Raw genomic sequence first — 25,051 nt, forward strand, 5'->3', positions numbered from 1 at the left:
TGCCTGTCAGCTGCCCGGGCGCCGAGGTCCGGATCCGGGGCGAGGGCTCCGGATGGTGTCGTCGGGGATCGCGTCGGCGGGAACGTCGCAGATCAGGTAGGGGATGCGCCGTTCGCAGGGGCCGCAGGAGTGAGCCGTCCAGGAGCAGATCTCGCCCTGGCCGCGCCACGGCTCGCTGTCCTTCTTCGGGTCCTTCGGGACGTAGTCCCGGCCCTTGTAGTACTCCTCAGCGATGAGCACTTCGGCTACCGGTCCCCAGGGATCGGAGCGAGGGATTGCCTGGGAGAGTCCGAGCAGGAGTCTCATGGCCGCGCACGGACTGGTGACACCTTTTATCGATTCGGGGAAATTGACCCTGTCACCCCGGATGTTCTGCCAGTTCTTGCGGCCGTTGGGCACGGTGGGGTACACGAACTTCCAGCCGCTGACGTTCTTCAGGTGTTCGGCCGTAATCCATGGAGCGTCTTCGCGTCCGCTGCACGAGACGAGACGGTACTTACGTCCGCGTATGGTCGCCTGGATCACTCCGATCATGAACGCATTGGTCCTGATGCGCTCCGAAGTGTCCGTGCGGAGTGCCGTTTTTATCAGCCCGAGGACCCTTCTCAGCTCCTCGCTCTCGGTGATCTCCGGTACCCCATGACCCTTGTTTCGCAACTTTCCGCAGCGCGGGCAGGTACCTATCCTGCTGCCGCCGTGCAGAAGGTTGTTGGTGCGGTCCGGGGCCTTGGGCCTTCTGGGTTTCGTGTCGGGCATGCGCCTCGTCCTGGAATCGTCGACTGGTCCGGCAGGGTGGCACGGTACGCTCGCGCGGGACGGCGTCGGCTTTTTTCGGACGGCCGGAGCATGTCGCCATGAGCATGTTTTCAGACTGTCATGGCCGCGAGGAAGCGCAGGTCATGGCCGGTTCCCGCCGGGGTGCTGCTACAAGATGCGCGACATCACGACAAAACGGTCGGCAGGGGGCTGGCTCAATAATTGCCGACCATGATCCAGATGTTGCTACCGTCCCGCCGGATTTGTGTTTCGACACCCATGACGGCCCGTGCCCAGCGCGGCCAGAACGGTCGGGAGGGAATGCGTTGTGGCAATGACCGTCGGCGAGCTCAAGGAATGGCTCACCGGACTCGCCCCGAAGTCGGGGCTGACTCTTCCGGATGGCCTCCCCGAAGAGATGGGGGACCTCAAGTATGCTGTCAATCCCGACGCTCTTGAGAAGTGGTTCACCGTGGGCGCCGAGCTCACGGACATCGATGCGGATCCCGCGAATCTGAGGCTCAGCGGAACCATCTCAACGGATACCCCCAGGGTTTCGCTGTGGTTCTTCGCCGAGGTCGACAATCCTGGTGACGGGGACGAAGTCACCGGCGTTCAGATCGCTCTCTCCCTGAGCGGGAATTCTGTCCTCGGGGCGTTCGCCGACCTCGGTCTGCGGGACCTCATGCTGGTCTACGAGATCCGCATGCTCGACGGCGCGGCCGCCCGCAGGGTCTTCGCTCAGGCGGACATCGAGTTATCCGGCGAGGAAGCGCTCACCCTTACCTGCGCGCTCGATTTCGAAGCCGACCGCACGAGCTACGAGTTCATGATCGAGCCCGAGGACGGCAAGGAGTTTCACGTCGCCGATGCGTTCTTCGGGCTGTTCGGCGTCGCGCCGCCGCCCGTGCTCAAGGGCATCGGGCTCGAGCGCCTGGTGCTGGGGTACGACCGGGGCGAGAGCCCGGGGTTCCGGGTCGAGGCGGACGCCGCGTTCCCGTTGGGGGACGTCACCGCGGACTTCGGCGTCCGGGCCGCTCTGACCAAGCGGACGGGCGAGGGAGCGGTCGGCTACGACCAGCAGTACGAGGCCCACCTCTCGCTGACCCTGCCCGCCCCCGAGGGCACCGACCCCCGTGTCCTGACCTTCACCGTCGAGGACGCGCAGCACGCGGACTTCTCCGCCGGCTGCAAGGACACCAAGGGCGTCACCCTCGCCGACCTGGCCGCCCTGCTGGGCGTGACGGATGACACGGCCGCCGATGTCCTGGCCCGGCTGGGGAGCGTCGGCAAGCTCACCTTCGGCTACTCCGCTGCCCGCAAGGCCATCGTGCTCGCCGCCGAAGGCGACCAGGACAACGGCGGCGGCTCGCTGGCTGTGGTGTCGGATCAGCCGGTCGCCACCGAGGCGCGGGCCTGGGTGGTGCGCGTCGGCCTCGGGCTGAACGCCATGCTGTCCCAAGTGCCCTTGCTGCAGGGACAGACACCCGACGGGCAGGACGCCGGCCTACGCGGGCTGGGGGTGCTGATCGCCTCCCAGGACCTGGACGCCGACCGGGTCGGCGAGCTGAACAAGGCCCTGTCCGAGAGCGGCGGGACGCTGCCCGCCCTGCCCGTCGACGGGCAGGCACAGGGCCGGACCAAGGTCCTGGCCAAGGGCCTGGCCTTGCTCGTCGACCTGCAACTGCCGGGCCACTCCACGACCACCTCGCTCGTCGTGCGCGGCGGCGCGAGCACCAAGGCCCCTCCCGCACCCGCGCTCTCCCCCTCCCCGCAGTCGCCCCGGCTGATCCGCGAGGACGGCAGCCCCGTCGCCGCCGAGCCCGCCCCGGCCACCGGCCTGCCCCTGGTCGCCTGGGCCGACGTGCAGCGCTCCGTCGGTCCCCTGCGCCTGCGCCGGGTCGGCGCGGGCTTCGCGGGCGACACCGTCTGGGTGCTCTTCGACGCCTCCCTCGGCATGGCCGGGCTCGAACTCGGCGTCGAGGGGCTCGGCGTGGGCATTTCGCTCAAGACCGGAGATCTGCACGTCCGGCTCGACGGTCTCAGCGTCGCCTACTCCCGACCGCCGCTCGCGATCAAGGGCGCGCTGGTCAACCGGACCGACGACCCGGACTACGCCCCCCTGGTCGAGGGCGTGCTGGCCGTCTCCGCCGAGAAGTTCGGGCTGACCGCGCTCGGTGCGTACGCGCGTAAGGCGAAGAGCTCCGACGAGCCGTCGATGTTCCTGTTCGGCAAGCTGACCGGCGAGTTCGGCGGCCCGCCGCCGGTCCAGATCACCGAGATCATGGCCGGATTCGGCTTCAACACCGATCTGCGGCTCCCCGAGGGCGACGAGGTCCTGAAGTTCCCGTTCCTCAAGGACATGACCGCCCCCGAGCCGGACGCGGACGCCGACCCCATGACCGTCCTCGAGACGCTCATGGGCAGCGGCGCCGACGCCTGGGTGCGGCCGGCGACGGGGCAGATGTGGTTCGCGGCCGGGCTGGGCTTCAAGGTCTTCGAGTTCCTGGAGGGGCAGGCTCTGCTCGTCCTGGAGGTCGGCGACGACTTCGCCGTCGCCGTTCTGGGCACGGCGGAGGCGCGCTTCCCCAAGGACGTGGGCCTGAAGGCGTACGCGCGGGCGCGGCTGGGGATCTCCGCCAAGTACCGGGAGAGCGAACGCACCCTGAAGATCGCGGCGCAGCTCGCGCCGGGCTCGTTCCTCATCGACGAGGCGTGCGTCCTGACCGGCGGCTTCGCGCTGTACACGTGGTTCGACGACGCGCACGCGGGCGACTTCGTCCTCACGCTCGGCGGCTACCACCCCGACTTCCCCGTGCCGGCGCACTATCCGCAGGTGCCCAGGCTGGGCTTCAACTGGCCGGTCACCTCCGAGCTGACGATCAGCGGCGGTTCGTACTTCGCCCTCACCCCGGGCGCCGTCATGGCCGGTGGCGCGCTGGACGTGAACTACCGTTCCGGCGACCTGCACGCCTGGCTGAAGGCCGGTGCCAACATGCTCATCGAGTGGGCCCCGTTCCGCTTCGATGCCGGCATCGACGTGAGCATCGGGGTGAGCTTCGTCCTCGATCTGTGGCTGGTGCGCGAGACGATCAGCGTTGAGGTCGGCGCGTCACTGCGGCTGTGGGGGCCGCCGACGGCCGGCGAGGTCACGGTCCACCTGTGGTTCATCTCCTTCACCATCGCCTTCGGCGACGGCAGCGCGAAGGACGGCCGCGCGGCCACCTGGGCCGAGGTGATTCAGCAACTGCCGGCGGCGGACCCCGTCCGGCTGACGCCCATGGACGGCCTGTCCCCGGCACGCGCCAAGGACGCGCAGGGCAACGAGCTGTGGGTAGTGGGACCCGGCGCCTTCTCCTTCGCCGTCCGCACGGCCGTCCCCGTCTCCGAGCTGCGGCTCGGTGCGGGCAACGACCCTAAGACGGTCACCGGCCACAAGGTTGACATCCGGCCCCGGCGCGAGGACGGCAAGGGCCTGGACTCGGTCCTCACCGTCACCCTGGCCAAGGACAAGGGCCCGGACCAGCCCGATCTGGGCACCTGGCCGGTCACGGAGAACCGGGCGAGCCTGCCCGCCGCGCTGTGGGGCCCGTACGAGGGCGAGCTCTCGGCCGGCGCCAAGCAGCGGGTGGACGACCAGCTCATGGGCGTCGACCTGCGGTTGCCGCCGCCCGCCGAGGGCGACACACCGGGACCCGTCAAGGCCGGGGTGCTGGCGCACGACGACCGCAGGCCGGACGGGACGCTGCCCCTGCACCCGCCGGCGCGGGTCCGGCGGACCATCGCAGCCGAGCTGTTCACGGAAACGCCCCGTGACGTCGCCGACATGGGCGGTGCCACCCGCGCCACGACCGGGACGCTGATCGACCAGTCCCGCGACCGGCTGTTCGCGGCGATGGGCTACCTGGGCGTCAGCCCGGGCACCAACGGCAGGCTCACCGCCGGCGACACCCTGGTGGCGGGCGACGTCACGGCGAAGATCGCCGATACGGTCCCGGGCGAGCCGACCGTCAGCGAACGGCTGTACGTGCTGGGCGCCGGGCGGACCGTCACCCCGGTCGACGCCCAGGGGCTGACCGCGTACCCGGCCTTCACCCTGCAGCGCCAGGGTCCCACGCACCTGGCCGTCAGCCCCGACGGCAGCCGGCTGTGCGTGGTCGGTGCCGAGGAACGGGCCGACGCCTTCGACACCACGGCCGACCAGCCCGACAAGGCGGTCGCCCTGGACACGAGTTCCGTCTGGCTGGCGCAGAACGCGCGCGGGGCGTCGTTCTCGCCTGACAGCAAGTGGGCCTACGTCACCTACCCGCAACCGAACCAGATGGTGATCCTCGACCTGCGGGGCGACGTGCCCAAGAGGGTCCGCGAATACGGCACGGTGACGAAGGACTGGCAGCAGGCCATCCCCGCTGACGTGATCCCCGCCCTCCCGTGGGACGAGCAGCACCAGCTGGTGTACATCGCCCTCCCCGACAACGGCACCGTCGTTCGGGTCGACGTCTCGAACCTGGTGAACCCCACCGCGCGGGACTGGCTGCCCGCCGGCCCGTCCCCCACCCGCCTGGCCGCCGACCCCAACGGCCGCTGGCTCTACGCGCTCAACGCGGGCAGGTCCACCGTCACCGTCGTCGACGTCGCCTCCGCCACCCCCGGTGTGGTCACGACGCTGCGCACCGGCACCGACCCGAGTGCCCTGGCCGCGTCGTCCGACGGCACCCGGCTGTACGTGACGAGCGCCGTCACGGGCACGGTCTCGGTGTTCGACACCTCGGGTGACACGCCGGTGGAGGCGGGCGAGCCCGTGTGGGTCGGCCCGCAGCCCGTCGCGCTCGCCGTGTCCACCGCCGGTGACCGGCTCTACGTCGCCCTGGCGAAGGACCAGGAGCTCCGGGTCGTCGACGCGGCCGCGAACCCGCCCGCCCTGCTGCCCGGCACCGTCAAGCTCGACGGCGCCCCGCTGGCACTGGCCGTCACCCTCCCTGCCGCCGACAACTCACGAACCAAGGAAGGCGGTGCGGCGTGAGCCACCCCGAGCACCCTTCTGAGCCCGACCCCGCGCTGAACGTCGAGTTCCGCGACTCGCTCGTCCCGCGGATCACCGCGGGCGGCTACACCCTCACCGCTTACCAGACCCTGACCGGCGACCACGACCCGGTCTACCTGCCACCCGCCGACAAGCCGGTCACTCAGCACATCACGGTGCGGGCACCCCGCTTCGCCGTGGAGCCCGAGTGGGTGCACGGCGCCTACCCGCCGCCCGGCGCCACCGGCCTGTACGACGACGTGCTGCCCCATCTGACGCTCAGCCGGCCCACCCTGCCCTGGGAGCGGGAGGAGCACACCGACGGCGACGGGAAGCGGGTGCCCTGGCTCGCCCTCCTCGTCTTCGGCGAGGGCGAACTGCCCGGCGACCCGCACTGCCTCGGGCAGACCGACCAGAAGACCGTCGCCCAGCTGACCGGCCACGAGGGCGACGTCATACTGCCCGACTTCGACACGGCCACCGAGCCGATCGCGGACGACGAGACGAAGCGCGTCTGCCGTACCGTCCTCGTCCCCCGCGCCGTCTTCCATGCCGTCGCACCCACCCGGGACGAACTGCCCCTCCTGACCCACGTCCGCCACGTCAACCAGCAGCACCAGGGCGTGACCCTCACCGAGGACCGCATCCAGGTCGGCGACTACGCCGTCGTCACCGGCAACCGGCTGCCCGGCCCCGACGGCGGCCGCTACGTCGCCCACCTGGTGTCCCTGGAGGGCTGGCTGGACCGCCTGCCCGACGGGAGCGAGGACAAGGAGGCGTACACCGGCCCGGCCGAGCAGCTGCGGCTGATCTCCCTGTGGTCCTGGTCCTTCGAGACGCTCGCCGACCACGCCCCCGGCTTCGCCGCCCTGACCGAGCATTTCGTCGACACCGAGGGCAAGGACGGGACCGAGCTGCTGCTGCGCGTCCCCGTGACCGACCTGCCGTCGCCCAGCACTGAACAGCGGGAGGTCACCGAGCGGCTGCACGACGGATACCTGCCGGTCTCGTGCCGTACGGAGTCGGGGCGCGACACCTTCGCCTGGTACCGGGGGCCGTTCGTCGCGAGTCCCGTCACCCCGCAGCCCGCACAGGACCGGCGCCGCTGCGCGGCCGAGACCCTGATCCACCTGGAGCAGTACGGCGTCTTCGACGTCAGCCTGGCCACCGCCTTCACGGCGGGCCGGGGCGTGGCGCTCTCCGACCACCAGTTCGCCGCGGCCCTGCTGCGGCTGCGCGGCAAGGTGCGCACGGCGGCCGGGAAGGCCCTGACCCCCGCACCCGCCGGGGCCCGGGCGCGGGTCGGACAACTGGTGGCGGGCGGTCTCGTCGGCCACCTCCGCGAGCTCCACCAGCAGCCCGCCGCCTCCCTGGCCGCCCATGCGGCCCGTACGGCCACGGCCACGGCCACCACGCCGCGCCCAATGGTCACACCGGCGGCGGAGGCCACCAAGCTGCCCGCCCTCGCCGACATCACCGTCCAGCAACTGCGCACCGACGCCGATCTGCGCGCCCGGCTGGACGAGGCCGTCGGGGACATCACCGGCGGCAGCGGGAAGCCGGCCGGCCCGGACGAGGACTTCACCGCCGTGCGCGACTGGCTGCTGCGGCTGCGGAACCTCACGGGCGTACCGTTCGCCCACCTCGTGCCGGACGCCCGCATGCTCCCGGCGGAGAGCCTCCGCTTCTTCCACGTGGACGCCGACTGGACGACCACCCTGGTCGAAGGCGCCCTGAGCGTGGGTCTCGCCCACCGCTTCGACTTCACCGGCGACGACCTGCTCTTCGGCCCCCTGGGCGCGCTGCCGGAGCCCGCCGCCCCGGTCACGGGCCTGCTGCTGCGGTCCAAGCTGGTCAGCGGCTGGCCGGCGCTGGAGATCCGCCCGTACGCGAACCCCACCGAGACCGCCGGCGAAAGCCCGCTGCCCGTCCTGCGCCGGGAGGCGCCGGCCGAGGACGTGCTGCTCGTCCTCTTCGAGGGCGTACCGGGCCGGGTCGAGATCGCCGAACCCCAGCAGGGCGTCCACTTCGGCATCGACAAGCCCGACCACCACCGCCGCGGCGACGCGCCCCTGGACGAAGGCTTCATCCGGCTGCGGTCGGTCGCCCAAACAACCGGGCCCATCGGCCAGGAGATGAAGGACGCGCACTTCCCGAAGGACGGCGGGCTGCGGGACTACGTGCGCAAGCCGGGGGAGGGGAACCCCGACACCGTGCTGCGCACCGGCAAGCTCGCGAACGGGCTCGCCGGCGCACTGGGTCTGCAACCACCCCTGAGCCCCGCCCGGTTCGCCATCCAGATGATCAACGCCGCCCAGCGCCGCACCTTCACCACCGCACCCGTCACGACAGGAGACCACCGCAATGGCTGACCGCGACGACACACTCATCGTCCCGGTGACCGTGGACGCCCTGGTGGTCAATCAGACCTTGCGCCAGCGGGATGGGCAGGGCTTCCGCCGCTGGCAGCCGAACTTCAACCTGCTGCGCCACAACCTCACCCCCGAGCCGGACCCGTTCACCAACGATGACGCGTGGAACGCCCCGCAGGACGACCCCGGTCAGCGCGACGGCGTGTACGTGCGCTGGGAGCTGCCCGAGGCGCTGCGCCGGGGGGCGTCCCGCACACCGGGCGGCCGCACCGAATTCCCGCTCGTCCCCAACCGCTGGCTGGTGGTCCGGTACGTCAAGGACCGGCCCGAGCACCTGGCGGCCTGGGTGGTGGAGAGCGACTTCCTGCACCCCGAGGACGGCACCTCGCGCTTCGTGCACCCCTTCAAGCCGGGTGTCCGGGACGTCACGGTCACGCCGTACCGCTCCACGATCATCACGACGAAAGCCGGCCGGGCCCTCGACACCGGCCCGGACGGCACGGAGTGGCGCGAGCCGGCCGATGAGTCCCGCAAGGAGCTGTTCCTGACGGCGGTCGGCCCGGGTCTGATGACCTTCCACGCCTACCAGCCGTACCACGAGAACGTCTTCTCCTTCCACGATCTGCTGGAGGGCATCGACGAGGAGATCGTCGACTACCAGGTCATCGGCTGGTACTCGGACCCCGCGCGGGAGGAGCTGCGCCGCCTGCTCGCCGCGCCGGACGCGACCGTGAAGGGCGTGCTGGCCGGGCTCGGGTGGACGGTGGACGGACTGCCCCAGGGCTGGACACCCGGCAGCACGACCTACTGCGGCCGGGTCGCCGGCGTGGACTGGAAACGTGACGGCGACGCCCCCGACTCGGACCGCCCCGACAAGAACAAGAACAGCGTCACGATCGCCGTCGGCAGCAGCGCGGACGAGGCCCACGCGGCGCTGACGGCCCTTGCCCGCGCCACCCTGCCAGAAGGCTCCGGCAACGCCCTCGAGCACACCGACCACGCTCTGCTGCACGCGCTGGGCAGCGGCCTCACCGACACCCTGGACGGCCCGGACGGCCCGGTCCGTACCGCGCAGGAGCTGCACAAGGGCTGGTTCACCCAGGTGCCCGGCGGCCACGTCTGGCGGCTCGCCGACAGCACCGGCCAGGGCAACGCCTCCGGCGACCCGAAGTCGGTCACCTGGTCCGGGGCGGCCCCCGAACACGAGCAGTGGCTGGCGCGGCTCAACAGCCTCCAGCACGACTACGACAAGAAGGCACGCGAACTCTCCTACCTCCAGCAGCGCCTGTACGCGCTGTGGTGGATGCACGGCCTGCCCCTCATCCCGCGGCACTACACCCGCGAGCGGTTCCGCGCCGAGATCGACCCGGCCGGCGCGGACGGGCTCGCCGCCAAGGTGGCCGAGCGAAAGACGGAGCTGGCGGAACTGGAGACCGCCCTCACCGCGTACACGGCCGGGCGGCCCGACGGCTGTGAACTGCGCCGGGAGTCCCTGCCCCCGTTCTGGCAGGTGACCGACCCGTCGGTGGTGCTGTCCGGGACCAAGGACCACGCGGCACCGCACGCCGCGCTGTCGGGCAGCAAGGACGGGCTCCCGTGCCGGATGCCCGGGCAGATCACCGGGGGCGTCACCCCCGGCGGCGAGCTGCCCGCCCCCTTCGCCGCCCTCAAGGCCGGCGGACTGCCCCCCGTCGTACCCGCCCTGCTGGGCGAGTTCCTCCAGCTGCTCGACACGAAGGCGCTGCCGCAGTGGCGGCAGCCGTGGAAGCCCCTGCTGTACCAGTGGCAGGTCCGGCACTGGAACGTCCCCTACGGGGACTGGGAGTTCGACGGCACCCGCTACCACTGGCAGAGCGGCGAGATCGCCAAGGACAGCTACGTCGAGACGACCGGGCGGCGCTTCCTCGTACCCCTGCCCCAGCACAACCTCGGCGGCGCCCTCGAAGCCCACGGCGCCACCGCCGCCGCCGAGCAGGCCACGGACCTGGACCTGCTCTCGCAGAAGCTGGACGGCCTCACCGACAGACTCGCCTGCCGGGACAAGGCGCCCAACCTCAGCCCGCCCGGCGCGATCGGCGACCTCGTCGGCGACGTCCGCGGCCACCTGCCGCGCACGGGACAGGTCCCGGTGCCGTTCGAGGGCTGGCTGCCGTCCGGGTTCGCCCAGATCCGGGCCGGCCAGATTGCCATGGCCGCGCTGAGCGTCGTCGACGAGTTCGGCCAGACCCTGGACGTCCTGCTGCCCGGCGACCAGGACTACCTGCGCCCAGCCGTGGGTGACAGCTTGCTGCCCGGCGAGAAGCGTGCTGACCAGGAGCTGAAGGACCGCTTCGTCCAACTGCCGCCGCGTCTCCTCCAGCCCGCCCGGCTGCGCTTCGACTTCGTCGACGAGCGGCAGGACGACAAGCTCGTCGACCTCGAAGCCGGCACCACTCCGGTGTGCGCCTGGATTATCCCCAGCTACGTGGACCGCTCGCTGCTCTGCTACGCCCCCGACGGCACCCCGCTCGGCGAAGTGCGCCTGAAGCTGCGCGCGGACGCGGCCTCGCCCGACGGCGTCACCACCGTGCTCGGCTGGGACCCGCTGCCGGACTCGTCCGTCCGTACGCTCGACGACCTGGGCGCCGCGCGGCCGCAGCTGTACGCGTGCCTGCGAGAGCTCGTCGCCAAGGGCCCCGACGCCTTCGCGGACCTGCTGTCCACCGTTGACCGGTCGCTGACCGGCATCGACCCGGGCAACCCGTACGGCGACGAGGTGCTCGGCGCGCTCCTCGGCCGGCCCCTGGCCCTCGTCCGCGCCCGGCTCGGCTTCGAACTGGACGGGCCGCCCATCGCCGACCCCGGCTGGCAGTACGCGCTCGACTGGCGGACCCCGCTCGTGTGGGAGGAGGCCGGGACGACCGGGCAGCCCGTACCCCCGCAGATGGATCACTTGACCTACCGGTGGCCCGTACGGCTCGGCAACGCCGGGCAGCAGGGCGACGGCCTGATCGGCTACTTCACCGAGACCGACTACACGCAGTTCCACGCGGTGGCCACGCCGGACACCACCACGCCCACGGACTACGTGAGCGAGATCGGCGAGGCGAACTGGCCCCGCCTGGCGGCCGACTCCAAGCAGCACACGCACCTGACGCTGCTGCTCGACCCCCAGGCCGCCGTCCACGCGACGACCGACCTGCTGCCCGTCACCGACCTGCGCCTGCCGACCCGCTTCACGCGCAACGCGATGGCGGCCATGAAGCCCGCCCTGCGGCTCAGCCCCGTGCTGACCACGACGCGCAAGCTGCCGGCCGACCAGGCGCCCGCGCCCGCCCCGCTCGCCCTGCCGCACCCCACGTCCCCGCAGGGCACGTGGGACTGGGCCGAACTGACCGTCCCCGACGCGGCGGCCGGGGACACACCCGGCCCCCAGTGGGCCCACCGGTCCGTCGTCCAGATCGACCAGAAGGCCCGCCTGGACGAGGACGGCCCGGTTGTCCGCACCGGCTTCCTGCGTCTGACCAACCCCTTCGACGGCGGTGCCGCCCAGTGACCCCTTCCCCGAAAGGAACAGCACCTGTGAACGAGTCGGCCTTCGGCCAGCCGCTGCTGGACTACGCCATCATCACCGAGCCGTTCCCGCTGTACGCGGCGACCGACGGTGCCCCGCCGACCACGCTCCACATCGTCGTCTCCAACGGTGGCGCCGAATCCGTCTACTGCCGGGAGATCATCTTCTCCCTCCCGCACGGCGACCTCGCCCAGAGCCTGGTGGACGGCGACAAGGACGGCAAGGGCAGCGCCGACGGGTGGACCGTGGAGCAGCTCCAGCCGGGCGCGGTCTCCGCCCTGCCGGAGGGCGACTACGAGCACTTCCGCGCCACGCACCAGGACGAGAAGGCGGCGGTGGACCGCTCCGGCATCACCATCACGCTCAAGGACCTGCGCATCGGCAAGCAGCCGGGCACGGCCAGGGTCGAGATCCGCGAGACGGCCACGAAGGACTTGGGCAACTGGCCGCCCAGCGTGGGCTACACGACGTGCGCGATCACGAAGTTCCCGGCGCCGGCGCCTACGGCCCGGGATGTCTATGACTTCCACGCCGAGAAGCCCGAGGTCACCTCGGGCGGCGCCGTCCACCTCACCTGGCGCGGCCCGCGCACGCTCGACTACACCGTCTCGTACGGCTCGGGCGCCAAGGCGGCCGACGGACAGAAGGACACGGTCCGCGACCTGCAGTGGGACGGAACGGTCACTCGTGACACAACCTTCTACCTGACGTACGTCATCGCCGACGCCACGTACTGCCTGACGACGACGGTGACGGTGCCGGACCCGCAGCTGACGGCGCTGCATGTGGACGGTGACGCGACTGTCGGCGGTTCGACGACGCTCGGGGCGCTCACGGCGAAGGGCACGGTCACGGCGAAGGACACGCTGACCGTGGCGGGCGCGCTGACCGCGCAGGACGCCCTCTCCGCCGAGAAGGGCGTCAGTGCCGGCGGAAGCCTCACCTTCGGCAAGTGGGCGATCTTCAAGAACCAGTACGAGAACCTGAAGGTCCAGCACGACGGAACCGACATGTTCGACGTCCAGAGCAGCGACAAGCTGTTCACGGTCTACGGTCCGCTCCTGGCCTCCGACACCACGGACCTCGTCGGCCCGAGTCAGAGTTTCGACCTCACCTGGGGCTCCACGGTCCAGTTCACCGCTCCCACCTCCGGACTCCTCATCGGCGTCGTCAATTCGAATGGCGGGAGCAGGATCCCGAAGATCGAGATCTCGAGCGATGGGCACACGGCGTCGGCGAACGCGCGGCGTATCAACGACCCCGGCGCGAACGGGATCTCCAGCACCTCGCTCGCGATCCGCAAGGGCCACACGTGCACCATCTGGTTCGGTGACGAGGCCGGTTCCGACGGGGGCAAGGACTACAAGTACGCCCACGTCATATGGTGCCCGCTGGGGAAGGGCCCGATCACGCTCCAGCCGGCCTGATCACGGCGCGGAGGGTCCCGCCGTGTGCCCACGGCGGGACCCTCTGCGGTCTGCGGTCACGCTTCCCTGCGCCTCGATCCGGAACCGCAACCGGCAGATCACCGCATCCGTGCGCTGGAACAACTCCCACAGATTCTCGGGCACCATCCGCTTAACGAGCGAGGCTGCCACCACTCCAGACTGTCGCAAGATCACGCCAAACGAAATGGATTCTAAGATACCGAAATCTGCCGGTGCGGTAATTCAGGATTCAAGCGAGCCGGTCTTTTCCTGATCCATCGAACGCGGGTCCGATAATTAATCGGAGGGGGTCGATATCACTTCTGTGGAAGTGATTGACCCTGCTCACCGGGCACTGCTACCAACAAGGGGCACGAGCCCACCCCCCCCCCGCAGATGAGGAGCATCGGCATGCTGCGCATTGACGTCAGTATTTTCTCCGGCCGTCCCGACCCGTCCTGGATCATCACTGACGAGAGCGCGGCGAGCAGCCTGCTGTCGGATGTGGCCGATGCGGCGGAAGATGCGGTGGGGTTACCCGGGGCGGGGTTTGACGGCCTGGGATATCGCGAGGTCGTGGTCTCGGCTGTCAGCGACGACGAGCCCTGGCCCGAGGCCGTACCCCGCAGTTTCGCCCTGGGCACCCTGGGCGCCCGTGATCCCGGCCGCTCGGCCGAGCTGGCCCGCCGGGTCGTGGAAGGCATGACACGCCACGCGGACACGCAGCTGGCCGAGCACGAGCAGACGCCACTCGGTGATGACCTGCGCGACCTGGTGCTCGGCGAGATCGACGCCTTCGCGGCCGAGCCGCCGGCCTGGACCCGGTCCCCGGCGCTCCCCGCGCACCCCCTGCGCACGACCGCCCAGGAAGCCGGGCCGGCCGCCACCTGCTCCATCGAATTCGGCCAGTTCAACCCCGGCTTCTGGAACACCCCGCAAGTCCAGCCCCGCAACAACTGCTACAACTACGCGCGCAACCTCCGCACCGACACCTTCGCCCAGCCCGGCCGGGCGCACGGCGCCCAGGCCGGGACCATGGCCTGTCCGAACGTCACACAGGCCGCCCTCGCCGACGGGTTCGTCCGGCGCTTCCAGTGTCTGCCGGACAGCGAAAAACCCCGTTGGCTCACCGCGCTCGTTGTCTGGCCGGGTCGGGATTACCACTGGTACAGGTTCCACAGCGGAAATTTCTGGGGGCACAAGCCCGGCCAGACGCAGGCCCGGGACTACGACAACAGCGGTAACCGGATCACGAATCCGGAAACGTGCAACCGCGGGGGTTATCGTGATTTCTGCGGGTACTTCTACGCCGGACGCTCGGTCGTCATCAGGTGAAGGCGAGCCGGCCGGGCCGCACCGGCCGAATCCGAGCAGCCTGAGGAGAGCAAGCAGAACATGAAGAGAGACGACCGATGCTGGTGGAACTGGACCTGTTCAGCGGTCGCCCCAATCCTCGTTGGCGCCTCGATCCCGGGGATGCCGAGGAATTCCGCGCGCTGACGGCTGCTCTCCCGCCCGCGGGCCCGGTGGCCCGGCTCCCGTCTCCGGGGCTGGGCTACCGCGGCTTCACGGTCACGGACGCCGACCGCGTGATCCACGTCTTCGCCGGCCGGGTGACCGAGGGGACCACGTCCCGGACCGACCGGGACCGGTCCCTGGAGCACTGGCTGCTGACCCGGCTGCCCTCGTCGCTGCGCGACCTCCGCTCCTTGGTGGCCCAGGCGCTCGAGGACGGGCGGGACGACTGACGACCCCTGGCAGAGGAAGGCTGCGGCACGGAATCCGTTCCGCTGACTGTGCGTGTGCGACGCGTTTCTGAGAGGAGACGGTGTCGGTGTCGTCGTCCGGGGAAGCGGACGGGGTCAGGGCCCGGCACATCGGGCCCTGCGCCGGGCGGCCGGTCCGGAGTAGCCATACGATCTCCTCAAGAGGTGACCACGTCCACGTCCTCACCTCCAGGGTCCGTCCTACGCCCGCGGCGGGCGACGGCCGAACGGCCCCACCCGCACGATCCGGGCGTCGGCGACTGCCACTCCCCGGCCGAGGGATTCTCCGCTGGCCGTTCCGCCCCGACCGGATACACGCTGGAAGGTGGGAGGCGCGGGGACCGGACTCAGACCAGGCGATCCGGGTGATCGCGCGGAGGTGACCGATATGGAGCAAGCACCCATCACCGTCGGACTGGACGGTTCCCCGGAGAGCCTGGCGGCCGCGCACTGGGCGGCGGCCGAGGCCGATCGGCGTGGACTGGGACTGCGCCTTCTGCACGCGTGGATCCTCCTGGCCACCCAGCCCGCCGACGTCCCGCCCGGCAGGGACCAGAACTACTGGGCGAAGCGCATTGTGCGTGCGGCCGCGACCGCGGTCCACGACGGGTACCCCGGTCTTTCCGTCACCGAGGACCTGGTGGCCGAGGAGCCCGAGACCGCGCTGCTGCGGGCCGCCGAGGAGTCGACGATGGTCGTCCTGGGCTCCCGGGGGCTGGAACGCGTGGAAAGCTTCTTCCTGGGTGACGTCAGCCTGCAGGTCGCGGGCAGGGCCGAGCGGCCGGTGATCCTCGTGCGGACCGGAATGGGAGAAACGCAACGGCCGACCGCTGCCCACGAGGGAGGCGTCGTGGTCGGCCTCAGCTTGCACGGGCCCTGCGACAGCCTGCTGGACTTCGCCTTCGCCGCGGCGGGCGCACGGCAAGCGCCCTTGCGGATCATTCACGGCAGTCCCCTGCCGGTCCAGGCGTACGCGCCGTGGGGAGTCGATCCCGACGTGGCCAAGGAGATCAGGCAGGACGTCGAGGCGAAGCTCTCCCAGGCCGTGCGACCGTGGGCCGAAAAGCACCCTGACGTGACCGTGATCAGCACAGTCCGGCTGGGAAGCCCGGCTCGGGTGACCGTGGACGCGGCGAAGAACGCCGATCTTCTGGCGGTCGGCCGACGCAGGCATCACCCGGCGCTGACACCGCGCCTGGGCAACGTGGCCCAGGCCTGTATGCACCATGCTCCGTGCCCCGTCGCGGTCGTCCCGCACGACTGAGCCGAGGCAGCGCTTCGCCGGTCCGCGGCGCGTGAGGAGAGAGCCGGTCATGGCAGGTGACGGTGCCCCTGCCCGAGCAGGCCGAACGGGCCGCAGTCGTCACCGTCCACACGCGCGGAAAGAACCTCGGCCCCGGGGCCGGCCGGGGCGCCGTCGTCCGCGCCACCCCGCCGCGGACCGCCCGTGCTGAGCCTCAGGTGCTCCCTTCCCCGTTCCGGTCGGTGTGCCGTCGGTCCGGGCGCTCGCTCGCGGGGCTCCCGTACCCGCCTCCGCCCGGTGTCTCCACCACCAGGACGTCACCGGGCAGGACTTCGGCGGAATCGCAGCCCGACATCGGGGTGGTGGTGCCGTCGGCCCGCTCCACGCGGTTCGAGCCCAGGGCCCCGGGCAGACCGCCGGCCATGCCGTAGGGCGGGATCCTGCGATGGCCGGACAGGACGCTCACCGTCATCGGCTCGCGGAAGAGGATTCTGCGCACGGTGCCGTCGCCGCCGTGCCACCGGCCTTCGCCCCCGCTGCCGGGACGGACGGCGAACTCCTCGAGCAGGACGGGAAGGCGCCATTCCAGGACCTCGGGGTCGGTGAGCCGGGAGTTCGTCATGTGGGTCTGGATCGCCGAAGCCCCGTCGAACCCCCGGCCCGCGCCGGAGCCCGAGGCTACGGTCTCGTAGTACTGGTGCCGGTCGTTGCCGAAGGTGACGTTGTTCATGGTGCCGCTGCCCTCGGCCTGCGCGCCCAGTGCGGCGTAGAGGGCTCCGGTGATCGCCTGGGAGGTTTCGACGTTGCCGGCCACGATGGCCGCGGGGTATTCGGGCGCGAGCATCGATCCGGCGGGGACGACGATGCGCAGGGGCCTCAGGCAGCCGTCGTTGAGCGGGATGTCCTCATCGAGGAGTGTCCGGAGGACGTACATCACGGCCGCGTTCACCACGGCGGTGGGTGCGTTGAAGTTCGTCTCCAGCTGCGGCGACGAACCGGTGAAGTCGATCGTCATCGATCGCCGCCCACGGTCCACCGTGACCCGTACGGAGATGATCGCGCCGGAATCCATCTCGTAGCGGTACGCGCCGTCGGTGAGGGAGACGACCGCCCGGCGGACGGATTCCTCGGCGTTGTTCCGAACGTGCCGCATGTATGCCTGCACGACGTCCAGCCCGAAGTGGCCGATCATCCTGCCGACTTCCTCGACGCCCTTGCGGTTGGCGGCGATCTGGGCGCGCAGGTCGGCGAGGTTGGCGTCCGGGTTGCGGGAGGGGTAGGGCGCCTCGGTCAGGAGCCGCAGGGTTTCGGCTTCCCGGAGTCTGCCGTTCTCGACGAGCAGCCAGTTGTCGAAGAGCACCCCTTCCTCGTGAATGTCATGGCTGTTGGCCGGCATGGATCCGGGCGTCAGCCCGCCGATCTCCGCGTGGTGCCCGCGGGAGGCCACGAAGAACAGGATCTCCGTGCCGGGGGGTCCGCCGCCTCGTTCGTCGAAGACAGGAGTGACCACGGTGATGTCGGGGAGGTGTGTTCCGCCGTGGTAAGGATCGTTGACCGCGTAGGCCTCACCCGGCCGCATGGTTCCCGACCGGCGGCGAATCACCTCTCTGACGGCGGTTCCCATCGAGCCGAGGTGTACGGGGATGTGCGGTGCGTTGGCGACGAGATCGCCGTCGGGAGCGAACAACGCGCAGGAGAAGTCCAGCCGTTCCTTGATGTTGACGGACTGTGCCGTGGACTCCAGCCGTGCCCCCATCTGCTCGGCGATCGAGACGAAGAGGTTGTTGAAGATCTCCAGCATCACCGGGTCGGCCTCGGTTTCCACGCCGGCCTGTGCGGGCGGAGCCACGCGTTCGACGAGCAAGTGCCCCGTGGCCGTCGGGGACGCCTGCCAGCCGGGGTCCACGACCGTGGTCGCGTTCGCCTCGGTGATGACGGCGGGGCCCGCCACGACGGTCCCCGGGCGCAGGTGTTCACGCTCTCGCAGGGGGACGTCGTGCCATGCCCCGTCCGTGCAGAGGGGGACGGTGCCCGTGACCGCGGCCGGCCCGTCGCCGGCCGCCGGACCGGCTTCGGCGATGAGGTTGAGGTCGGGCTGCCGGGTGAGCCCTGTCGCTTCGACCGAGAGGGCTTCGACGATGACGGGGCGGTCCAGGAGGAACGAGTACATCGCCCGGTGACGTGTTTCGAACTCCTCGGTCATGGCGGAGGGATCGGACAGCGTCACCTGCACGGCCGTGTCGGTGCCGTCGTAGCGCAACCGCGCGCGCCGAGCCGCCCGGATGCGCTCGGCGGGGACGTCCTCGTCGTGGAGGACAGTGCGGGCCGCCGCCTCCAGTTCGTCGGCCAGGTCACGGATCCGCTGCATGCTCGCGTCCTCGAGAGGCAGTTCCACGGATCGTTCACGCATGGTGGTGGTGTCGGCGAGACCGATGCCCAGTGCGGAGAGCACACCGGCCATGGGCGGTACGAGGACGGTGCGGATGCCGAGGGAGTCGGCGACGGCGCAGGCGTGCTGGCCACCGGCTCCTCCGAAGGTGGTGAGGGCGTACTCGGTGATGTCGTGGCCCTTCTGCACGGAGATCCGTTTGACGGCCGCCGCCACGTTCGCCACCGCCACCCGCAGGAAGCCTTCGGCTACCTGCTCGGGCGTGCGCCGGTCGCCGGTGCGCGCGCGGATCTCCTCCGCCAGGCCGGTGAACCGGAGCCGTACGACGTCGCGGTCCAGGGGCCGGTCGCCGTCCGGCCCGAAGACGCGCGGGAAGTAGGCGGGCTGGATACGGCCGAGCATCACATTGGCATCGGTGACGGTCAGCGGGCCTCCGGCGCGGTAGCAGGCGGGGCCCGGTTCGGCCCCCGCGGAGTCCGGGCCGACGCGGTACCGGCTGCCGTCGAAGTGCAGGACCGACCCTCCGCCGGCCGCGACCGTGTGAATGTCCAGCATGGGTGCCTGGAGCCGGACCCCCGACACCTGGGAGGTGACCACCCGCTCGTACTCACCGGCGAAGTGGGACACGTCAGTGGAGGTGCCGCCCATGTCGAAGCCGATGACCTTGTGGAAGCCGGCCAGTTGCGACATGCGCGCCATGCCGACGATGCCGCCCGCCGGGCCGGACAGGATGGCGTCCTTGCCACGGAAGTGGCCGGCCCCGGCCAGACCGCCGTTGGACTGCATGAACATCAGCCGGACGTCGCCCATCCGGTCCGCCACCTGCTCCACGTACCGGCGCAGGCCGGGGGAGAGATAGGCGTCGACGACGGCGGTGTCTCCGCGCGGCACCAGCTTCATCAGCGGGCTGACCCTGCTGGACAGCGAAATCTGCGGGAAGCCGATCCACTCGGCCAGCTCCGCAACCTCCTCCTCGTGCTCCGGGTGGAGGGAGCTGTGCATGCACACGACGGCGACAGCCCGGATGCCGTCGTCGTAGGCGCGCTGCAGTTCGACGGCGAGGCCGCGGATGTCGGGCGGACGCAGCACCGTTCCGTCAGCGGTGACGCGCTCGGAGACCTCGATGACCCGCTCGTACAGGGCCTCCGGGAGGGAGATCTCCCGGTCGAAGATCCGGGGCCGGTTCTGATAGCCGATGCGCAGCGCGTCCCGGAAGCCACGAGTGATCACCAGTGCCGTCCGCTCGCCCTTGCGCTCCAGCAGCGCGTTGGTCGCCACTGTGGTGCCCATCCGTACCGCCTCGACGGCACCGGCAGGAATCTCCTGGTGCTCCCGCAGACCGAGCAGCTCCCGGATTCCCGCGACCGCCGCATCGCGATAGCGGGCCGGATTTTCGGACAGGAGTTTATGGGTCAGCAGGCGGCCGTCCGGGCGCCGGGCGACGATATCGGTGAAGGTGCCTCCCCGGTCCACCCAGAATTGCCAGCCGTGACCGATGCCGGACGCCATGTCGCCCCTTCCTCCGCTGCTCGCCGCCGACCGAGGCACGTAATGAGCATGGCCCGTCAGCCGTGCTCATTCGCGCTGCAACTCATTTCACAGGGGATTCATGCTGAAAAGCGGGATGCTTCGGACGGAGGCAGGCCGGCCATGACCGGTATGACGGTGGGCGTCCGCAGGGAGACCTTCCCGGGCGAGCGGCGTGCCGCGCTCGTACCGGAATCCGTCGGCGCCGTGCAGGGCTCGGGGCTGGACGTGGTGGTGGGATCGGGGGCCGGTGCATTGTGCCGACTGCCCGGCGACCTTTACCGGAGTGCGGTGCCGGCATCGTTGTGTCCGACGGACTTCTCGACCGGGCGGACATCCTCGTGGGAGTACGCCCCCAACGCCGTCGCCTCCCAGGCACGGCTCACCGGCCACAAGGCCGCACTCCTGGCCGCCGGCTGCCTGGACCGGCCCCTGCCGGACACGGTCGGTCCGGTGCCGTCCGGACCCGCGCGGGCCCTCGTCCTCGGCGCGGGCGAGGCGGCGCAGCTCGCGGCCGACACCCTCCGGAGCCTGGGAGCGGCAGTGAGCATCAGTGATCGCTGTCCTCCGGAAATGCCGGCGGCCCACGAGGCGGAGACGGGATCGCCGGCCGACGCCGACATCCTCATCACCACCGTCCGGCCCCGCTCGGGACGGCCGCCGCCAGTGCTGGTGACGGCCCGGGAGCCGGCGGGCATGCGGGCGGGAGCCGCGGTCGTGGATACGGCCGCCGGACCGGACGGGGGAAACGTCGAAGGCCGACGTACATGTCGGTGATGACGGAACGGACGTCCGCCTCCGGTGCCGCTCCCGTGGCCAGGCCTGACGAGGTGCTCTCCTCCGCTTCCTGCCACAGTTCACTCAAGGCCCTGTCGACGGCGGTTATTCCCTTCTCCGCCCGTGCTCGGGAAGCGGGGAGTACGGCTGTGGCCCGGGCCAGTGCGGTGTGGGCCAACCGAAGCACGTGTGCCACGCGACGGACGGCCTCGTCCGCCTCTGCCCGGCCTTCCTCGTCCACTGCGAGCTCCTCATGCCAAGATGGACTGACTGGTGGCTTCCGCAACCGCAAAAGAATGTCAGAGGACTCGTACCCTCCGAATGGCGGCACGCCGCCGAGATCGCACGACGGCCGAGTCACGGTGGACGCCTCGGACGACCTTGCGTCGGCCTACCGGCTCTTCCGCCGTCAGGACATCCGTCGCCTGCCGGTGCTCGACGACGACCGTCTCGTGCGTCCTGACCATCGACGATCTCTTCGGTGACGTCCTCCAGCGCCTGACCGACCTTCTGGGGCCTGTGTCATGGAGTGCGCTCCGCGAGCGGGCGTACACCGACCGGCCGGAACACGACGGCCCGCCCGTGCACGAGGCCGAACTGCACGCCTCAATCATCAGACGGCCGTCGCCTCCAAGTGCGCGCGGTGCGTCATCGCCGCCGCCGGACACCCGGTCGTGGACTTCTTCGTTGCGGCGCACCCACGGCGCCGGCGCCGGATATCACGCCACCCGGCTGGGCGGGATGGTCGGCTTCGCCGGAACCAGCAACGTGGCAGCTGCCCCGCTCTCACCGGTGCGGGATGACGGCGACAGCTTGCCCTCGGCGTCGACGATAGGGCGCCTCCCGGCTGACGGCCACGATCGTCCGCGTCATCACGTCGCTGACGGTGCGCGGTGCGTCAGATATCTCCGGCTCCCCGGGTGAACCCGCCTCCCGTGTCGTCGCCCATGTACGTCAGGCACTGGTGGACGGAGACGACACCGCACTTGGCGCCGGTGTCCGTGCGGGGAGGGTGACGGCGAACGTTCAGGTGCCCGCCCCCCCCCGCCGAAGGCTCGGCGCAGGGCTTCGGTGTGTCGGTGGTTCGGGCGATGCGCGGGCCCTCAGGCCGGCACGGGAGGAATGGAAGCGAGAGTTACCGTCGCGCCCGCCAGCGTCGCGCTGAGGGCCAGTGCATTGTCCTTGGAGGTGTAGAGGAGTTTCACCTGTGAGGAGAACCCGTCGGCGGACGGGGCGAGCCCGGCGAATTCCTTGACGAGGTCGGGGACGCCGAGTGCCTGGCCGATGTCGGCCGGTGTGAGGCCTTTGCCGGACCATGCCACGGAGATCGAGGTCCTTTCCTCGGCCGAGTGGATCAACGTGCCACGGAATTCCAGACGTTGGGCAGATGATCTCTTGAAGATCAGACGCGTGGCGGCGGAGAACTGGCGGCTCTGCCCCTGCCGGACGGGCTTTCCCCCGCTCTCCTTGCACTTGAACTCGATCACCAGTTGTGCGGGAGTGTCGTCCAGGGGGAACTTCACACCCACATCGAAGGAAAGCTCCCATTGCGTCTTGTCGGCGATCACTGTCACATCGAGGCGCTGGAACGTGAGCCCGGACACCTCGCCGGGCACGGGGACGTTGTAGCGGTCCTGCAGCCACTTGGCGAGCTTGAGGAAGTCCAGCCCGGTGGTGATCCCGCCGGTGCCCTTGGACCGCCCGTCGGGAAGCCGGCCGGGCTTCAGCGGGACTGTACAGCCTGCCACATCGATCGACTCGGGGATCCGGATGTCTTCCGTCATGCGTTTCTCCTGGATTGCGATCGGGTCAGAGCCAAGCACCGCCGACAATTCCGGGTGCCGACATTTCATTGATGCTGAAATGGTCCCAGTGCACCTCACGCTTCGCCGGGTCAAGGCCGAGCAGCACCTGATACCCAGCATTTGGCCAGGTGATGGCGGCGCAGAGGAGACGCGGTTCGAGGTGACGGGTCAGGACCACGGGGGTGGTCCCTTTCGTAGGCGAGTCCAGGAATTTGAGTACGTCGACCTCGATCACATTGTCACGGGAGATGGAATTCGTCGTGGTGTCGAAGCACAGGAACCCGATCTTTCGGTTGTCGTCACGCATGATCAGGGGGTAGCAGGCGTAGTCCGCGCCTCCGTTGCGGGCGAAGCCGAAGCGGGGGCAGTTCTCGTAGCTCGGGCCGACCCATGGACCAGGAACATCGAAGGTTCTCGTACTCGCGACCTCGCCCTGCGATCCGTACGTGAGCCGGGTGATGTTGCTGGCGTAGTCACCCCTGGCGGAGTGCGCGACGAAGACGCGCTTGGGGTCGGGACCCACCGCTACAGAGGTGCCGTACGCGATCGGGTAGCTGAGATACGTACCACCGTCGTCCGGCCCCTGTGACGAGGAATTCCGTGTCATGGTGAAAGTGATGAGCTTCTTCGCGGTCGCCACGTAGAGATGGCTCTTCGGTGACGGGCCGCCTTCATAGGAGACATCGACGGCGATTCCTCGCTCTTCGAGTTTCTCCTCCGCCGGGGACACCTGGGCGCGTGACCCTTTCTCGGCACGATAGGCGAGTGCCCGCGGAGTGTCGCTCCAAGGCCCCCGCATGAGGTAGAGGGTGTCCGACCCCGGCACGTAAGCGGCTGGGTGGGTGCCGCTCCCGAGGCTGATCGGGCCCATCGCCACGCCGAGGTTGCCCATGTTGCCGACCCAGGTCAGTGCTCCAGTGTCCCGATCCAGACGATATTCGGCAAGATATTCCATGTCCCCCCGTGGATGCCGGGCCTTGTCCACCCGATAGAGGCGGGCGTTCCTGGAGTCGTAGACAGGGCCTCCGTACATGCTCCGGGAAGAATCCGTAAGCGTGCAGTAGTTCTTGACGCCGACGGTGTGGGAGCTGTCAGTGATCTTGTCGAATCCACTGACGATGCAACCCCCGTTCCACCCCCACAGGAACATGTCGGTGCCGCTGCTGAGTTCTTCGGTGGGCTGTGCGTTCACGGTCATGACCTGCCTGTAGTGGGTCCGGGCTGCTGGGCTGCTGTCAGGTGGGGATGTCGAGGGAGCCGGTCCCGATCGGTGACCACTCCGCGTGGAGCCGGTAGTTGATGAGTGTCTTGCGTGCGTCGTGGCGCTCGCCGGTCGCCATGAGGGTGACGCGGTGCCCGTGCGGGACGGGCATCACAGCCCGGTCGCGGCCTTCCTGGTCAGTGCCGGTGAGTTTGAGGATGTGCAGCATGCCGCCGTCCGGTCCGAGCAGGTGGATGTGCAAGGTGGTGGCCGTGCCGGGCGTGAGGTTGCGGACCTGGGCGGTCAGGAGTCCGTCGGACGTGGCCTGGAAGGTGGTTTCGCGTACGAGGGTGAGGGAGGAGCCGTGGCTGAAAGAAGCGCTCCGTGACGCGCCGAGTCCGAAACCCCGTACTTCGGTGTGCCGCCGGCCGAAGAGGCGCGTGGCGTGCCCGACCGTGAGTTCGGTCGCGGTGAGGCGGGGTTCGGCAACGGTGACGAAGGTGTTCAGCGAGTGGGCGAGGGGGCGCCCTCCCGGCCCCGGGAGGGTGGCGGTCAGGTTGAACGCGGTGTCGTGCCACACGGATACTTTGTGCGCCTGCTTCGCCGAGACATTCTCCTCGTGAAGGGTGTCGTCGGTTCCCCAGGAGAGCTTGCACAGCGGGGTGAGGCCGGCCTTCTCGATGTACCAGCGAAGATCGACATTGATGTCGCGTTCGAGGTCGATGAGGTATTCGGAGGGCCGGAAGTCCTTGAGCGTGAAGCCGGCGGCGAACTTGGATACCGGGATCTTGTGTTCTCCGGGGTTGCCGCCTCTTGCCGTCTCGACGATCGTGACGTTCGGGATTCCTGTCCGTTTGTTGACGCGGATGTTCTTCAGGGTGAGCCGGAGCTCCTGGCCCTCGTCGACGCGGATCCCGTCCCTGCCTCCGGTCGCGACGGCCACATACCGGGTTTCCTCGTCGTCGTCCTTCGTGAAGTGGACAGTGCCTGTGGCATCGCGTGTGACCTCGGTGCTGATGGAGTTCGGATCCGAGGTCAGGTCGTCCGCACCTGCGCCGACGGGAAGGCGGACGGAAATCTCTTTGACGGTCTGAGTCGAGGATGCGGTGACGTTCAGCGTCAGGGCTGCCTGGGTTCCGGCGGTCACCGCCGTGGGGAAGAGAGTGTAGGTCAGCAGGGTCTTTCCGGTGACCGGCATGAGGAGTCGCTCGC

14 protein-coding genes and 1 pseudogene are annotated in these 25,051 nt (G+C 69.9%); 10 read left to right on the plus strand and 5 right to left on the minus strand.

Translation table 11 applies throughout. From position 1 onward, the window contains the following. Positions 1–6 precede the first annotated feature (6 nt). Positions 7–756, minus strand: coding sequence for a hypothetical protein (locus IF61_RS35785; protein WP_157848573.1), 750 nt, complete (start codon positions 754–756; stop codon positions 7–9). 334 nt (positions 757–1,090) lie between these two features. Here IF61_RS35785 and IF61_RS0109585 point away from each other — a divergent pair, with 334 nt between their 5' ends. The 7 genes from IF61_RS0109585 to IF61_RS0109620 all read left to right on the plus strand — a co-directional run bounded on the left by IF61_RS0109585 (position 1,091) and on the right by IF61_RS0109620 (position 16,161). Then, on the plus strand, positions 1,091–5,779 hold the full coding sequence (locus IF61_RS0109585) for a DUF6603 domain-containing protein (RefSeq protein WP_030365861.1): 4,689 nt from the start codon (positions 1,091–1,093) through the stop codon (positions 5,777–5,779). After that, complete coding sequence (locus IF61_RS0109590) at positions 5,776–8,151, plus strand: hypothetical protein (RefSeq protein ID WP_030365862.1); 2,376 nt, start codon at positions 5,776–5,778, stop codon at positions 8,149–8,151. Before IF61_RS0109585 ends, IF61_RS0109590 begins: the two co-directional genes overlap by 4 nt. Next, positions 8,144–11,686: a hypothetical protein gene (locus IF61_RS0109595; RefSeq protein ID WP_030365863.1), complete on the plus strand. Its 3,543-nt coding sequence runs from the start codon at positions 8,144–8,146 to the stop codon at positions 11,684–11,686. Before IF61_RS0109590 ends, IF61_RS0109595 begins: the two co-directional genes overlap by 8 nt. 26 nt (positions 11,687–11,712) lie before the next feature. Next, entirely contained in the window at positions 11,713–13,131 is a 1,419-nt protein-coding gene (locus IF61_RS0109600) for a hypothetical protein (protein ID WP_030365864.1), read from the plus strand. Positions 13,132–13,542: 411 nt separating this feature from the next. After that, a complete protein-coding gene (locus tag IF61_RS0109610) occupies positions 13,543–14,466 on the plus strand; it encodes a hypothetical protein (protein WP_030365865.1) in 924 nt (307 codons plus the stop codon). Between the two features lie 77 nt (positions 14,467–14,543). Further along, complete coding sequence (locus tag IF61_RS32145) at positions 14,544–14,879, plus strand: hypothetical protein (protein ID WP_043188296.1); 336 nt, start codon at positions 14,544–14,546, stop codon at positions 14,877–14,879. A gap of 406 nt (positions 14,880–15,285) precedes the next feature. Continuing rightward, positions 15,286–16,161: a universal stress protein gene (locus tag IF61_RS0109620; protein WP_030365867.1), complete on the plus strand. Its 876-nt coding sequence runs from the start codon at positions 15,286–15,288 to the stop codon at positions 16,159–16,161. Between the two features lie 193 nt (positions 16,162–16,354). On the opposite strand, the gene IF61_RS0109625 is transcribed toward IF61_RS0109620, so the two are convergent. Next, a complete protein-coding gene (locus IF61_RS0109625; RefSeq protein WP_052392554.1) occupies positions 16,355–20,038 on the minus strand; it encodes a hydantoinase B/oxoprolinase family protein in 3,684 nt (1,227 codons plus the stop codon). A 141-nt stretch (positions 20,039–20,179) separates the two neighbouring features. Here IF61_RS0109625 and IF61_RS35790 point away from each other — a divergent pair, with 141 nt between their 5' ends. The 3 genes and pseudogenes from IF61_RS35790 to IF61_RS36905 form a co-directional block, all read left to right on the plus strand. Beyond that, entirely contained in the window at positions 20,180–20,833 is a 654-nt protein-coding gene (locus IF61_RS35790; RefSeq protein WP_030365869.1) for a Rossmann-fold NAD(P)-binding domain-containing protein, read from the plus strand. Between the two features lie 296 nt (positions 20,834–21,129). Then, positions 21,130–21,318, plus strand: coding sequence for a CBS domain-containing protein (locus IF61_RS37560; protein ID WP_342667980.1), 189 nt, complete (start codon positions 21,130–21,132; stop codon positions 21,316–21,318). A gap of 117 nt (positions 21,319–21,435) precedes the next feature. Beyond that, a pseudogene (locus tag IF61_RS36905) lies at positions 21,436–21,613 on the plus strand (nicotinate phosphoribosyltransferase); the annotation flags it as partial. A 323-nt stretch (positions 21,614–21,936) separates the two neighbouring features. Here IF61_RS36905 and IF61_RS0109635 read toward each other — a convergent pair. From IF61_RS0109635 to IF61_RS0109645, 3 genes are read right to left on the minus strand one after another with little or no spacing between them, the layout of a single operon-like run. Continuing rightward, positions 21,937–22,617 (minus strand): hypothetical protein, encoded by a 681-nt coding sequence (locus IF61_RS0109635; protein WP_030365870.1) that lies wholly within the window; start codon positions 22,615–22,617, stop codon positions 21,937–21,939. A 25-nt stretch (positions 22,618–22,642) separates the two neighbouring features. Then, on the minus strand, positions 22,643–23,836 hold the full coding sequence (locus IF61_RS0109640; RefSeq protein WP_030365871.1) for a hypothetical protein: 1,194 nt from the start codon (positions 23,834–23,836) through the stop codon (positions 22,643–22,645). Between the two features lie 37 nt (positions 23,837–23,873). Continuing rightward, positions 23,874–25,037, minus strand: a complete 1,164-nt coding sequence (locus tag IF61_RS0109645) for a hypothetical protein (RefSeq protein WP_030365872.1) — start codon at positions 25,035–25,037, stop codon at positions 23,874–23,876. Positions 25,038–25,051 lie beyond the last annotated feature (14 nt).

The sequence above is a fragment of the Streptomyces roseoverticillatus genome (genome assembly GCF_000719265.1).
GTDB classification, from domain to species: Bacteria; Actinomycetota; Actinomycetes; order Streptomycetales; family Streptomycetaceae; genus Streptomyces; species Streptomyces roseoverticillatus.